Origin of the sequence: Nitrosomonas sp. JL21 (assembly GCF_009833095.1) — a bacterium.
In the GTDB taxonomy this organism is placed as follows: domain Bacteria; phylum Pseudomonadota; class Gammaproteobacteria; order Burkholderiales; family Nitrosomonadaceae; genus Nitrosomonas.
The window spans coordinates 1-12,719 of sequence record NZ_QRCB01000019.1 but is presented as its reverse complement, the minus strand read 5'-3'; the positions used below and the strand labels follow the sequence as shown (position 1 = coordinate 12,719).

Below are 12,719 nucleotides of genomic sequence, written 5' to 3'. Positions count from 1 at the left end.
ACTAAGCAAACCAAAAAAGTTATCACTATTTAGAGTACAGTTCTACAACTAAAGATTCATTAATTGTAGTAGATAAATCTGCACGATCCGGTTTAGCTTTAAAAGTGCCTTTCATCTCTTTGACATTCATTTCGATCCAAATAGGGAAATTTCTATTATTTGCGGCATCAACGGCCGCTTTAATACGTAATTGATTCTTGGCCTTATTAGAAATTTCGATGACATCACCAGCTTTAATCTGATAGGAAGGTATGTTTACTCGCTTTCCATTAACAAGTACAGCATTATGACGAACAACTTGTCGAGCCTCAGCACGGGAAGAACCGAAGCCCATCAGGAATGCAACATTATCTAAGCGGCTTTCGAGCATTTGTAATAAGGTATCGCCAGTGATACCTTTACGCTGATCAGCGAGTTTATAAACATTACGGAATTGTTTTTCTAAAATTCCATAAATCCGTCTGACTTTCTGTTTCTCACGCAATTGTCCTCCATAATCAGACAATCTACCTTTTTTCTGACCATGTTGACCAGGCGGATAATTTCTTCTCTCAATGGCACATTTATCGGTGAAACATTTTTCTCCTTTCAGAAAGAGTTTTTCACCTTCTCGACGACACTGTTTACATTTAGGTTCAAGGTTTCTAGCCAAAATTATCTCCTCAAATACGACGTTTTTTAGGGGGTCGGCAGCCATTATGAGGAACTGGTGTCACATCTGAGATACTGGTAATCTTAAAACCAGCAGCATTTAATGCTCTTACCGCTGAATCTCTACCAGGACCGGGACCTTTAATTCTAACTTCAAGATTTTTAACTCCGCAATCAATCGCATTTTTGCTTGCATTTTCGGCGGCAACTTGTGCTGCAAATGGAGTACTTTTTCGTGATCCCTTGAAACCCGCTCCACCAGAAGTTGCCCAAGAGAGTGCATTACCTTGCCTATCAGTAATTGTAACGATAGTGTTATTAAAAGATGCGTGAATATGGGCGATGCCTTCAGAAACATTCTTTTTAATTTTTTTTCTAGTACGAGAAACAGCTTTAACCATTGAAGAGAATTCCCTTAGTCAATAAGATTCAAATTATATAATTTATCTGGCTCGAATGGCTTTCCGTGGACCTTTTCGCGTTCGTGCATTAGTCCGCGTTCGTTGTCCTCGTACAGGAAGGCCTCGGCGATGACGTAAACCACGATAACAACCAAGATCCATCAGTCTTTTAATGTTCATAGAAATCTCACGACGCAAATCACCTTCAGTAGTAATTTTTGCAATATGATTTCGTAAAAGATCAATCTGCTCATCAGACAAATCTTTTATTTTAATATTAGTTTCTATTCCAACTGTTTTGCATATATTTTTAGAACTTGATAAACCAATTCCATATATTGCAGTAAGAGCGACACCGACATGTTGATTATTTGGAATATTTACTCCAGCAATACGTGCCATTTTAAATTCTCGCAAAAATGTTCTTTTAAATTATAGTAACTCAGCCCTGGCGTTGCTTGTGACGAGAATCACTACAGATAACTCGAACAATTCGATTCCTACGAATGATTTTGCAATTTCTGCACATTTTTTTGACTGAAGCATTAACTTTCATAATCGTCCTATTTAAATAATGTTATTTAGCTCTAAAAGTTATTCTCGCACGGGTTAAGTCATAGGGTGTTAAATCTACAGTAACTTTGTCACCGGGCAGTATTCTTATGTAATGCATACGCATTTTCCCAGAAATATGCCCTAGTACAATATGCCCGTTCTCCAATTTAACTTTAAAAGTAGCATTCGGGAGAGTTTCGAGAATTTCTCCTTGCATCTGTATCGTTTCTTCTTTTGCCATTTAGTAATAATATTATCTCGTAGGTAATCTTCCGGTATTATTCTTAAATTGAGCTTTTCTTAAAAGACTATCATATTGTGATGACATTACATGTGACTGAATTTGAGACATAAAATCCATTGTAACAATGACAATAATAAGAAGTGATGTACCGCCAAAATAAAATGGAACATTCCATTTAAGAATCAAGAATTCAGGTAATAGACAAACAAGTGTGACATAAATAGAACCAGTCAATGTGAGACGAAGCATTATTTTTTCAATATATCGCGTCGTTTGATCTCCAGGTCTGATACCAGGAATAAATGCACCACTCTTCTTAAGATTGTCAGATGTTTCTTTAGGATTAAATACAAGGGCAGTATAAAAAAAACAAAAGAAGATAATCATTATCGCATACAATATGACATAAACTGGCTGTCCAGGAGATAAAGCAGCACTCAAGTCCTTCAACCATAGTAATGAGTCGCTGCTAGCAAACCATCCAGCTAATGTTGCGGGAAAAAGTATTATACTAGAAGCGAAGATTGGTGGTATCACCCCTGCCATATTAAGTTTCAGCGGCAAATGAGAACTTTGACCACCATATATTTTACGACCAACTTGCCGTTTTGCATAATTGACAAGAATCCGACGTTGACCCTTTTCGACAAAAACCACTATTCCTGTTATTACTGCTGCAGCTAGAAAAATACCAAGTGCAACTAAAAAGTGCATAGACCCGGTACTCACCAAATCTAATGTACCGCCAATGGCACTTGGTAGACCGGCAGCAATGCCTGCAAAAATAATTAAAGAAATTCCATTACCAATACCGCGCTCAGTAATCTGCTCTCCCAGCCACATTAAAAAAATAGTCCCAGTGACTAGTGTTACAACAGTGGTGAGTATAAACATTGAACCCGGATTAATTACCAATCCTGCTTGAGATTGCAGCGCCATAGAAATGCCATAACTTTGCACAAGTGCAAGAGCTAGTGTCCCATAGCGGGTATATTGTGTAATTTTCCTTCGTCCACTTTCACCTTCTTTTTTGAGTGCTTCTAAATAAGGAACAGCAACAGTCCCTAGCTGCATGATAATAGAAGCGGAGATGTATGGCATAATGCCAAGCGCAAATATAGAAAATCGTGAAAGCGCTCCTCCAGAAAACATATTAAACATTCCGAGAACACCACTTTCTTGAGATTCAAATAAATCTTTCAGCACTATCGGATCAATTCCAGGTACTGGGACGTGCGCACCGATTCTATAAACTATGAGCGCGAGCAGAAGAAACCACAACCTTCTTTTTAATTCCGCAAATTTATCTGTTGATTTATTCAGCATTTTTAAACCTTATGACCATCTCGGAAATTAAGATATTTCACCGCCAGCCATTTGAATTAATTCTTTTGCACCTTTGCTTAATAGCAGATTCTGTATTTTAATTTTTTTATCACAAACACCAGATTTATAAATTTTTACTTTGCTTACATTTCGTGATATCAAATTATGCTGTTTAAGAATTGCAATAGTAATAGTTGTTTCATTCAGTTTATTTATGTCAGAAGTTCTTAAATGAGCGTAATTCATTTTATTAATATTGGTAAAACCTCTTTTAGGCAGTCGACGTTGAATAGGCATTTGACCACCTTCAAATCCAGTTTTATGAAAGCCGCCTGCTCTTGATTTTTGTCCTTTATGGCCGCGACCACATGTTTTTCCCAATCCAGAACCGATACCTCTTCCGACTCTGAGCTTATTTTTTTTTGCGCCGAGTCCTGGCTTTATCGAATTTAAATACATATTTATTCGCACTTCAAGAGATAATTAACTTTACGGATCATTCCACGAATTGATGGGGTATCAATAAGAGAAGACGTGCTATTTAATCGTTTCAGACCAAGTCCGCGGATTGTCGCGCGATGATCTTTTTTTGTACCAATGGTACTTTTCACGAGGGTAATTTTGATAAGATTATTTTTGCCAGTACTCATTATTCGTGCCCCAGTATTTCCTTGACAGCTTTACCGCGTTTAGCTGCGATATAAGCGGGAGTATTCATATTATCTAAAGCATTTAACGTAGCTCTTACGACATTATACGGATTAGTAGAACCTATACACTTTGCAAGAATGTTGGTCATTCCCATTACTTCAAAAATAGCTCGCATTGGTCCACCAGCTATAATTCCGGTACCATCTGGCGCTGGTTGCATATATACTTTTGCAGCTCCATGTATACCAATAACAGGATGATAAATAGTGCCATTTTTAAGTTTAACTTTTATCATTTTTTTCCGAGCTTCATCCATCGCTTTTTGGACTGCTACAGGTACTTCTCGAGATTTTCCTTTTCCCATTCCGACCCTGCCATCACCGTCACCAACAACTGTCAAAGCTGCGAAACCAAGTATACGCCCACCTTTGACTACTTTAGTTACACGATTAATAGCAATCATTTTTTCACGAAGATCATCACCGCTTTCCTCGCTATTAACTAATCTTTCATTTACTTTATTTACCTTGGCCATGATTAAACCTTCAGTTAGAATTTAAGTCCATTTTCACGTGCAGCATCGGCCAAAGCTTTTACTCGACCATGATATTTATAACCGGCTCTGTCAAAAGCTATTGTGGTAATTCCGTGTTCTTTTCCTTTTTCGGCAATTCTTTTACCAATAATAGTAGCTGCAGAAATATTACTTCCTGTTTTTAAATTTTGTCGAACTTCCGGCTCAAGAGTAGATGCGCTCGTTAAAACTTTATTATTTTTTCCATCAATAAGCTGAGCATAAATGTGTAAATTAGTTCGATGAACGGATAATCTTATTGCACCCAGTTTATCGATCAATTTACGAGTTTTTTTGGAGCGTCTTAATCTCTTGGTTTTTAAGTTCGTCATTTTAATAACTATTTTTTCTTGGTTTCTTTGAGAAGAATAACTTCGTTAGCGTAACGTATACCTTTACCTTTATAAGGCTCAGGTTTTCTATAGGCTCGAATTTCAGCTGCTATCTGTCCAACCTTTTGTTTATCAATACCTTTAATCATTATTTCAGTTTGAGTTGGAGTTTCGATAGCAATTCCTTCTGGAATTAAATGATCAACCGGATGGGAAAAACCTAATGCTAGATTTAACTTATTAGAATTAACTTGAGCACGATACCCCACACCCACTAAAATTAGTTTTTTTTCAAAACCAACGGAAACACCATGTATCATATTAGCTATCAACGCTCGCGTAGTCCCGGCCATAGCGTTACCTTGTTGGCTAAATTTGCTTAGATTAACTTTTAAGGTATTATCTTCATGCTTTTCAATTGTAATATCTGGCCTAAGCACATGTTTTAAAATACCAAGAGGTCCCTTGATAGAAATTTCAATCGAAGATAAGCTTACTTCGACATTGTTAGGAATAGCTATAGGGTTATTGCTTACACGGGACATATAAAAATCCTTTAAACTACTATACACAACAATTCACCACCTATACCCAATAGGCGAGCATTCTTTCCAGTCATTACGCCTCTAGAAGTAGTTACAATCGAAATACCCAAGCCATTCATAACATTTGGTAGAGTTTGACTGGATTTGTATATTCTAAGACCTGGTTTACTGATGCGTTTTATATTTTCAATGACAGGATTTCCTGAATAATATTTTAGTATGATCTCAAGAGTATTCTTATTATTTTGATTTTTTATAATAAAATCCTCGATATACCCTTCATCTTTTAATACACTTGCTATTGCTTGTTTGATACGAGAATCCGGAATGTCAACAGATCCTTTTTTGGCCAATTGTGCATTGCGTATTCGAGTTAACATATCTGCAATTGGATCACTCATGCTCATAACAATACCTATCAATTAATATTAGCGTTGCCATTGTCAAAAAATATTGATTACCAACTTGCTTTAATCACTCCTGGAATCTTGCCACTCATGGCAATATCTCTTAATTTATTTCTTCCCAAACCAAATTTAGAGTAGATACCTCGCGGTCTACCAGTCAGAAAACATCGATTTCTTAATCTTACTGGACTTGAATCTCTAGGTAATTTCTGTAATCTAATAGAAGCAGCATTTCTTTCATCATCACTGAGAGTCATATTTTTGATTGTTTTAAGTAAATTTGCTCGTTTCTCAGAATACTTATTTATCAGCTTTTGTCTTTTAATATTTCTGTTAATTATGGAAATCTTAGCCATTTCAACCTCAATTCTTAAATGGAAAACTAAAAGCTTTTAATAGAGCTTTTGCTTCTTCATCATTTTTTGCCGTAGTTGTAATGGATATATTCATTCCTCTTAAAGCATCGATTTTATCGTATTCAATCTCTGGAAAAATAATTTGCTCTTTAATACCCATATTGTAATTACCTTTGCCATCGAAAGATTTACCAGAAATTCCTCTAAAATCACGTATTCTAGGTATAGCAATTGTTATCAATCTATCCAAAAATTCATACATTCGCACTTTTCTAAGTGTGACCATACAACCGATAGGATAAGACTCTCGAACTTTGAACGAAGCAATTGATTTTTTGGCTTTTGTAATTACAGGTTGTTGTCCACAGATTTTCCTCATATCGGATAAAGCATGTTCAATTATTTTTTTATCGATAGTAGCTTCTCCGAGACCAATATTGAGTGTAATTTTCGTTATTCTTGGAACTTCCATAACAGACTGATACTTAAACTGTTCCATCAATTGATTCACAATTTTACTACGATAATATTCTTGCAAACGTGACATTATATTTCCTGATGATTATGGTTCAATTACATCATTTGTGGATTTAAAGATACGAACTTTATTGTTATTAGTATCCAATTTAAAACCGACTCTATCAGCTTTCTTAGAAGAAAAATTATATATAGCCACATTAGAGATGTGAATTGACATTTCTTTGTCTATGATACCGCCTGCGTTGCCAACCGTTGGATTAGGCTTTTGATGTTTCTTTACAGAGTTAATTCCTTGAATTATAAGATAATTATAATCTTTGATATTAGTTACGGTACCAATTTTACCTTTATCTTTTCCAGTTATGACAATTACATCATCGCCTTTTTTTAACTTACGCATGTTGTTCTCAAAAGTAGATTATAAAACTTCTGGAGCCAATGATACTATTTTCATAAAACGCGCATTACGTAATTCTCTTGTAACTGGCCCAAATATACGAGTTCCAATAGGTTCTAATTTATTATTTAGCAAAACCGCAGCATTCTCATCAAATTTTATTAAAGAACCATCGATTCTTCTTACACCTTTTGCCGTTCTTACTACCACAGCATTGTACACTTCACCTTTTTTTACTCGACCTCGTGGAGCAGCATCTTTAATACTGACTTTAACAATATCACCTATATGAGCGTATTGTCTTTTAGAACCACCTAATACTTTAATACACATAATTGAACGTGCACCTGTATTATCCGCCACTCGTAAGATAGATTGCATTTGAATCATATTTTAATTTATCCAAGTTGATTCATGATTAATAACAATTAATATTTGTTATTTAGAGTCGTTAGCATGACTGCTGCAAAGCTTTGCATTGTACTTTTTTGTTTTTTTCTATCAAGAATGAAACATAGAGTTTTAATTTAACTCTGTTTCTCTTTTTAATAATTTCACAATCTTCCAGCTTTTAGTTTTAGAGATTGGTCTTGACTCTTCAATCATCACCATATCTCCTACAACAAATTGATTATCCTCATCATGGGCATGATACTTTTTCGACGAAGTTATGAACTTACCATATAAAGGGTGTTTAATCCTTCGTTCTACCAGTACGGTAACAGTTTTGTCTGTTTTATTGCTAGTAACTGTTCCACTTAGCGTTCTGTTATTCTTTTTAGCGATCATGATCATTATATTTTTGAGTTATTATCGTTTTCACTCTAGCAATATCTTTTCTAATCAATCTCAATTGATTGGTATTGGATAATTGTTGAGTTGCTAATTGCATTTTTAAGATAAATTGCGTTTTTAGTAGACTTATAAGCTCACTATTCAACTCATGCAATTGTTTATTTCTTAGTTCTGCGGTTTTCATTTCTATCCACCAATCTGTCGAATTGCAAATATCGTTTTAATGGGTAACTTGGCTGCAGCTAGGCGAAATGCTTCTCGAGCCAATTCTTCATTCACGCCATCCATTTCATATAATATTTTCCCAGGCTGTATCTCAGCCACAAAATATTCAGGACTACCTTTACCTTTACCCATTCGAACTTCTGCAGGTTTATGAGAAATGGGCTTATCAGGAAAAATACGTATCCATATACGCCCACCTCTTTTAATATGTCTTGTCATTGCGCGACGAGCAGCCTCGATTTGCCGTGCAGTTAAACGACCTCTACCAGTAGCTTTCAGACCATACTCACCGAAGCTCACCTTCGCGCCTCGAGTTGCAATTCCAGTATTTCGGCCTTTTTGCTGTTTACGATATTTAGTTCTAGCTGGCTGAAGCATTTTTATCCTCAGAATCGATATTAGTTTCTACAGTGCTATCTTTTTTCGCATGTTCAGTTTCTATAGCCTGTTCATTGCTTGAATTTTCAGAAATAAAACTTGCAGGTTTAGCATATGATCCTGAGCTTTTTCTTATACTTTTCTTTTTTTCGCTATCACCAGCAAATGCGTTCAAAGAAGTTGAGTTGGTTTCTTCATTCTTACCCAACAATTCTCCTTTGAAAATCCATACTTTTATTCCGATAATTCCATAAGTTGTTTTGGCTTCGGAAGTTCCATAATCCAGATCAGCTCTTAGGGTATGTAAAGGAACTCTTCCTTCGCGATACCATTCTGTTCTCGCAATTTCTATCCCATTTAATCGCCCAGAACTCATAATCTTAATGCCTTGTGCTCCTAAGCGCATTGCATTCTGCATTGCTCGTTTCATAGCTCTTCGAAACATGATCCTTTTTTCGAGTTGCTGAGCAATATTATCTGCAATTAGCTGAGCATCTAGCTCCGGTTTACGAATTTCCTCGATATTGACATGAACCGGTACACCCATTCTTTTTTGCAATTCGAAGCGCAATATTTCAATATCTTCACCCTTCTTTCCAATCACTATCCCCGGACGAGAACTAAAAATAGTAATCCTTGCATTTTTTGATGGTCTTTCGATTAAAATTTTACCAACAGAAGCATTTTTAAGCTTTCGATCGAGAAATTCTCTTACTTTGATATCTTCATTAAGCATCGTAGCAAAATTATTATTTGCATACCACTTTGACAGCCAGTTTCTCTGTACTGAAAGACGAAATCCTGTTGGATTAATTTTCTGACCCATATCAATTAATACCTTTTTGGGTAATGCTGATTTTATCAGCGACAGTCAATGATATATGACATGTAGGTTTTGAAATTCTATTTCCCCGACCTTTCGCACGAGGGCTTGTACGCTTCAATGAAGTACCTCTGTCCACATAAATGGTAGAAACTTTAAGTTCATCAATATCGGCACCATCATTGTGTTCTGCATTCGCAATAGCTGATTCCAACAATTTCCGCATAATAGTTGCCGCTTTCTTAGGGCTAAATGTCAGAATGTTTAATGCTTTTTCTACGGGTAGTCCTCTGATTTGATCAGCCACTAAGCGACCTTTTTGAGCTGACAATCGAACTCCTCTTAATATTGCGGTAGTCTCCATCAATAAATCCTATCGTTTTGTAACAGCTTTCTTATCGCCGGCATGACCTTTAAAAGTCCGTGTTAAAGAAAATTCACCAAATTTATGCCCAACCATATTTTCTGTAACGAAAATAGGTATATGCTGTTTCCCATTATGCACAGAGACAGTCATTCCAATAAAATCAGGAAGAATCGTAGATCTTCTCGACCATGTCTTAATTGGTCGCTTATCATTTGTTTCTTTTGCTTTTTCTATTTTTTCCATCAAATGTGCATCGACAAAAGGGCCTTTTTTAATTGAGCGTGCCATTAAGCTTATCCTTTTTTAGAATATCTATGTCGAATAATCATAGCTTCAGTTCTTTTATTGTTTCTAGTTCTGTATCCTTTTGAAGGCGTTCCCCACGGGCTCACAGGATGTCTTCCTGCCGATGTTCTTCCCTCACCCCCCCCATGCGGATGATCAATCGGATTCATGGCTACACCGCGTACTGTTGGTCTAATCCCTCGCCACCTAACTGCGCCTGCTTTACCGATAGATCTCAAATTATGCTCTGCATTTCCTACTTCACCTATGGTTGCATAACAATCAATATGAATTTTTCTTATCTCTCCCGAACGAAGTTTAATCTGCGCATAATTTCCTTCTCGAGCCTGCAATTGAACTGATGCACCAGCAGATCTAGCCAGTTGAGCTCCTTTTCCAGGCAATAATTCTAGACAGTGCAATACTGTGCCGATTGGAATATTTCGCAAAGGTAAAGCATCACCGGGTTTAATTTGCGCACTTTTTCCACTTAAAATTTTATCTCCTGCTTTCAGACCCTTAGGCGCAATAATGTATCTTCTCTCGCCATCTAAATAACAAACTAAGGCGATATTAGCTGATCTATTAGGATCGTATTCAATTCGTTCTACGACTGCAGGAATATCATATTTATTTCGTTTAAAGTCAATCAATCGATAATGCTGTTTATGTCCGCCTCCTCGATGTCGTGTAGTAATTCTTCCCGAATTATTACGACCCGCGGTATTTGCTTGCTTTTCAATTAGCCCTTTATACGGTGATCCGCTGTATAGCTCTTTATTGACAAGTCTAACTACTGATCTGCGTCCTGGTGATGTCGGTCTTAATTTTATTAATGACATATCACTTAACCTCTGCACTTGAGAAATTGGTATAGCTCAATTCTTGCCCTGCTTTAATATCTACTATAGCCTTCTTCCAATCACTTCTTCGTCCAACATAACGCCCGAATCTCTTCTGTTTGCCTCTAACATTAATTGTTCGAACATTCGTTACTTCTATTTTTTGCTCTTGCCACAACAATTCTATTGCCGCCTTAATTTCTGTTTTAGTTGCATCAGTAGCTACACGAAATACTGTTTGATTATTTTTTTCGCCGATAAAAGTTGCTTTCTCTGAAATATAAGGCGCTAATATCACTTTAAGTAAGCGCTCTTGTTCAATTTTTATATTTTTCACGAGAGAATCTCCTCGAATTTCCTAAGACTGTTTGTAGTGATCAATGTATTGTCAAATCTCAATAAACTGACAGGATCAACATTCTTTACTTCTACAACAGATACATGGGGAATATTACGAGATGCCAGATATAAATTTTCATTCATCTCATCAAGCACGACGAGAACATTACTGAGTCCAATACCTTTTAATTTCTCTGCTAATGCTTTGGTTTTACAGGAATCGACTGCAAATGTATCAAGCACTAGCAAGCGTCCGTCACGTATGAGTTGCGATAGGATGACACTCATTCCAGCACGATACATTTTTTTATTTAGTTTTTTCTTGTAATTTTCATTGGGGCTATTAGGAAATATTTTACCCCCACCCCGCCATAATGGACTTGATGCCATACCTGCACGAGCCCTTCCCGTTCCTTTCTGTCTCCAAGGCTTGCGGGTAGATTTTGCTATATCTGATCGACCTTTTTGCGCTCTTGTGGCACGGCGGGCATTTGATAAATAGGAAGTAACAACCTGATGCACAAGTGCTTCATTGTAGTCTCTATTAAATAGTGCATCAGATACAGAGACATGGTCTGTTTGATTTTCATTTCCGACAAGCTTTAGTTCCATTACTGCCCACCTTCCTGCTATTTTATCCTGCTTATAAATTAGATGCCTGACTTAATACTCGAACATACCGTAATATTGCCACCTTTTGAACCTGGCACCGAGCCCTTGATCATCAAAAAATTTCTTTCATTGTCGACTCTCAAAACCTCGAGATTCTGTGTGGTCCTTTTTACATTACCCATATGACCCGACATACGTTTCCCAGGAAACACACGGCCGGGATCCTGAGCCATACCAATTGATCCTGGTTTGTTATGTGCTTTTGAATTTCCATGACTTCCTCTGTTAGAAGCAAAATTATGCCGTTTTATTGTACCGGCATAACCTTTTCCTATTGTGATTCCAGAGATGTCAACCTTCTGACCCACATGAAAAATATCAGCTTTAATGATCATTCCAACGGACAGTGACTTAAATCCTTCATCTGGATTAACTCTAAATTCCTTTAAAACACTGCCTGCTTCTGCACTTGCTTTTGTATAGTGACCGATAATGGATTTAGTAAGGCGGTTTGTTTTTTTCTTACCATAGGCCAATTGAACAGCTGTATATCCATCAGTTTCAATACTTTTGAGTTGAGTTACGCGATTATTTGATACGTCAATGACAGTCACGGGAAGGCTATTGCCATTCTCCGTAAATATACGCGTCATACCGATTTTCCGACCTATTAATCCTAAACTCATATTTTCTTTTCCGGAAGTTTATTTAAGTTGCTATGCATACTTGTAACTTATAATTTAATCTCTACATCCACACCGGCTGGTAGATCCAATTTCATTAATGCATCGACTGTTTTATCAGTGGGATCAATAATATCCATTAATCTCAAATGGGTTCGAATTTCAAATTGATCTCGCGAGGTTTTATTCACATGAGGTGAACGTAGCACATCAAATCGTTCAATTCGTGTTGGCAATGGTACCGGCCCCTTAACTACCGCTCCGGTTCTCTTTGCAGTTTCAACAATTTCAAGTGCCGATTTATCGATCAAACGATAATCGAATGCTTTAAGACGAATTCTAATTTTTTGATTTTGCATATATTCACTCAGTTTAATATTCAAAGAATTGATTCATTTTTACTTGATTTTTTTCTTTATCAATTCATTGATTACTCAATAATTTTTGCGAC

The 12,719-nt window shown here is 36.6% G+C and carries 27 protein-coding genes; all 27 read right to left on the bottom strand.

The window, feature by feature from the left end; genetic code table 11:
- Positions 1 to 25: 25 nt before the first annotated feature.
- Positions 26 to 652: a 30S ribosomal protein S4 gene (gene rpsD, locus ABF87_RS06800; RefSeq protein WP_160828445.1), complete on the bottom strand. Its 627-nt coding sequence runs from the start codon at positions 650 to 652 to the stop codon at positions 26 to 28.
- Between the two features lie 10 nt (positions 653 to 662).
- Complete coding sequence (gene rpsK, locus ABF87_RS06795) at positions 663 to 1,052, bottom strand: 30S ribosomal protein S11 (RefSeq protein ID WP_160828388.1); 390 nt, start codon at positions 1,050 to 1,052, stop codon at positions 663 to 665.
- A 42-nt stretch (positions 1,053 to 1,094) separates the two neighbouring features.
- Positions 1,095 to 1,454, bottom strand: coding sequence for a 30S ribosomal protein S13 (gene rpsM, locus ABF87_RS06790; protein WP_160828387.1), 360 nt, complete (start codon positions 1,452 to 1,454; stop codon positions 1,095 to 1,097).
- Between the two features lie 40 nt (positions 1,455 to 1,494).
- On the bottom strand, positions 1,495 to 1,608 hold the full coding sequence (rpmJ, locus tag ABF87_RS06785) for a 50S ribosomal protein L36 (protein WP_160828386.1): 114 nt from the start codon (positions 1,606 to 1,608) through the stop codon (positions 1,495 to 1,497).
- Between the two features lie 21 nt (positions 1,609 to 1,629).
- Positions 1,630 to 1,848, bottom strand: a complete 219-nt coding sequence (gene infA, locus ABF87_RS06780; RefSeq protein WP_160828385.1) for a translation initiation factor IF-1 — start codon at positions 1,846 to 1,848, stop codon at positions 1,630 to 1,632.
- Between the two features lie 12 nt (positions 1,849 to 1,860).
- Positions 1,861 to 3,177 (bottom strand): preprotein translocase subunit SecY, encoded by a 1,317-nt coding sequence (secY, locus tag ABF87_RS06775; RefSeq protein ID WP_160828384.1) that lies wholly within the window; start codon positions 3,175 to 3,177, stop codon positions 1,861 to 1,863.
- Between the two features lie 27 nt (positions 3,178 to 3,204).
- A complete protein-coding gene (gene rplO / locus ABF87_RS06770; RefSeq protein ID WP_160828383.1) occupies positions 3,205 to 3,636 on the bottom strand; it encodes a 50S ribosomal protein L15 in 432 nt (143 codons plus the stop codon).
- A 2-nt stretch (positions 3,637 to 3,638) separates the two neighbouring features.
- Positions 3,639 to 3,827 carry a 50S ribosomal protein L30 gene (rpmD, locus tag ABF87_RS06765; protein WP_160828382.1) on the bottom strand — a complete coding sequence of 63 codons (189 nt, stop codon included), beginning with the start codon at positions 3,825 to 3,827 and terminating at the stop codon, positions 3,639 to 3,641.
- On the bottom strand, positions 3,827 to 4,363 hold the full coding sequence (rpsE, locus tag ABF87_RS06760) for a 30S ribosomal protein S5 (protein ID WP_160828381.1): 537 nt from the start codon (positions 4,361 to 4,363) through the stop codon (positions 3,827 to 3,829). The genes rpmD and rpsE overlap by 1 nt, the downstream gene beginning before the upstream one ends.
- A 14-nt stretch (positions 4,364 to 4,377) precedes the next feature.
- Complete coding sequence (gene rplR, locus ABF87_RS06755) at positions 4,378 to 4,734, bottom strand: 50S ribosomal protein L18 (RefSeq protein WP_160828380.1); 357 nt, start codon at positions 4,732 to 4,734, stop codon at positions 4,378 to 4,380.
- A gap of 8 nt (positions 4,735 to 4,742) precedes the next feature.
- Positions 4,743 to 5,279 (bottom strand): 50S ribosomal protein L6, encoded by a 537-nt coding sequence (rplF, locus tag ABF87_RS06750; protein ID WP_160828379.1) that lies wholly within the window; start codon positions 5,277 to 5,279, stop codon positions 4,743 to 4,745.
- An 11-nt stretch (positions 5,280 to 5,290) separates the two neighbouring features.
- Complete coding sequence (gene rpsH / locus ABF87_RS06745) at positions 5,291 to 5,686, bottom strand: 30S ribosomal protein S8 (protein ID WP_160828378.1); 396 nt, start codon at positions 5,684 to 5,686, stop codon at positions 5,291 to 5,293.
- 50 nt (positions 5,687 to 5,736) lie between these two features.
- A complete protein-coding gene (gene rpsN / locus ABF87_RS06740; protein WP_160828377.1) occupies positions 5,737 to 6,042 on the bottom strand; it encodes a 30S ribosomal protein S14 in 306 nt (101 codons plus the stop codon).
- A 7-nt stretch (positions 6,043 to 6,049) separates the two neighbouring features.
- Positions 6,050 to 6,589, bottom strand: a complete 540-nt coding sequence (rplE, locus tag ABF87_RS06735) for a 50S ribosomal protein L5 (protein ID WP_160828376.1) — start codon at positions 6,587 to 6,589, stop codon at positions 6,050 to 6,052.
- Positions 6,590 to 6,604: 15 nt separating this feature from the next.
- Positions 6,605 to 6,922, bottom strand: coding sequence for a 50S ribosomal protein L24 (gene rplX, locus ABF87_RS06730; protein WP_160828375.1), 318 nt, complete (start codon positions 6,920 to 6,922; stop codon positions 6,605 to 6,607).
- A gap of 18 nt (positions 6,923 to 6,940) precedes the next feature.
- Positions 6,941 to 7,309 (bottom strand): 50S ribosomal protein L14, encoded by a 369-nt coding sequence (rplN, locus tag ABF87_RS06725; RefSeq protein ID WP_160828374.1) that lies wholly within the window; start codon positions 7,307 to 7,309, stop codon positions 6,941 to 6,943.
- Between the two features lie 132 nt (positions 7,310 to 7,441).
- On the bottom strand, positions 7,442 to 7,711 hold the full coding sequence (gene rpsQ / locus ABF87_RS06720) for a 30S ribosomal protein S17 (protein ID WP_160828444.1): 270 nt from the start codon (positions 7,709 to 7,711) through the stop codon (positions 7,442 to 7,444).
- Entirely contained in the window at positions 7,698 to 7,898 is a 201-nt protein-coding gene (rpmC, locus tag ABF87_RS06715) for a 50S ribosomal protein L29 (protein WP_160828373.1), read from the bottom strand. Before rpmC ends, rpsQ begins: the two co-directional genes overlap by 14 nt.
- A gap of 2 nt (positions 7,899 to 7,900) precedes the next feature.
- Positions 7,901 to 8,317: a 50S ribosomal protein L16 gene (gene rplP, locus ABF87_RS06710; protein ID WP_160828372.1), complete on the bottom strand. Its 417-nt coding sequence runs from the start codon at positions 8,315 to 8,317 to the stop codon at positions 7,901 to 7,903.
- Entirely contained in the window at positions 8,301 to 9,143 is an 843-nt protein-coding gene (rpsC, locus tag ABF87_RS06705) for a 30S ribosomal protein S3 (protein ID WP_160828371.1), read from the bottom strand. The genes rplP and rpsC overlap by 17 nt, the downstream gene beginning before the upstream one ends.
- Position 9,144: 1 nt before the next feature.
- A complete protein-coding gene (gene rplV / locus ABF87_RS06700) occupies positions 9,145 to 9,504 on the bottom strand; it encodes a 50S ribosomal protein L22 (protein WP_160828370.1) in 360 nt (119 codons plus the stop codon).
- Between the two features lie 9 nt (positions 9,505 to 9,513).
- Positions 9,514 to 9,795: a 30S ribosomal protein S19 gene (rpsS, locus tag ABF87_RS06695; RefSeq protein WP_160828369.1), complete on the bottom strand. Its 282-nt coding sequence runs from the start codon at positions 9,793 to 9,795 to the stop codon at positions 9,514 to 9,516.
- Between the two features lie 5 nt (positions 9,796 to 9,800).
- Positions 9,801 to 10,634, bottom strand: a complete 834-nt coding sequence (rplB, locus tag ABF87_RS06690; RefSeq protein WP_160828368.1) for a 50S ribosomal protein L2 — start codon at positions 10,632 to 10,634, stop codon at positions 9,801 to 9,803.
- Between the two features lies 1 nt (position 10,635).
- Positions 10,636 to 10,971, bottom strand: a complete 336-nt coding sequence (gene rplW / locus ABF87_RS06685; RefSeq protein ID WP_160828367.1) for a 50S ribosomal protein L23 — start codon at positions 10,969 to 10,971, stop codon at positions 10,636 to 10,638.
- Positions 10,968 to 11,585: a 50S ribosomal protein L4 gene (rplD, locus tag ABF87_RS06680; RefSeq protein WP_160828366.1), complete on the bottom strand. Its 618-nt coding sequence runs from the start codon at positions 11,583 to 11,585 to the stop codon at positions 10,968 to 10,970. The genes rplW and rplD overlap by 4 nt, the downstream gene beginning before the upstream one ends.
- Before the next feature lie 38 nt (positions 11,586 to 11,623).
- On the bottom strand, positions 11,624 to 12,271 hold the full coding sequence (rplC, locus tag ABF87_RS06675; protein ID WP_160828365.1) for a 50S ribosomal protein L3: 648 nt from the start codon (positions 12,269 to 12,271) through the stop codon (positions 11,624 to 11,626).
- Positions 12,272 to 12,318: 47 nt separating this feature from the next.
- The gene (gene rpsJ / locus ABF87_RS06670) at positions 12,319 to 12,627 is read right to left on the bottom strand and encodes a 30S ribosomal protein S10 (RefSeq protein ID WP_013966801.1); all 309 of its coding nucleotides are present in this window, start codon (positions 12,625 to 12,627) and stop codon (positions 12,319 to 12,321) included.
- Positions 12,628 to 12,719: the final 92 nt, after the last annotated feature.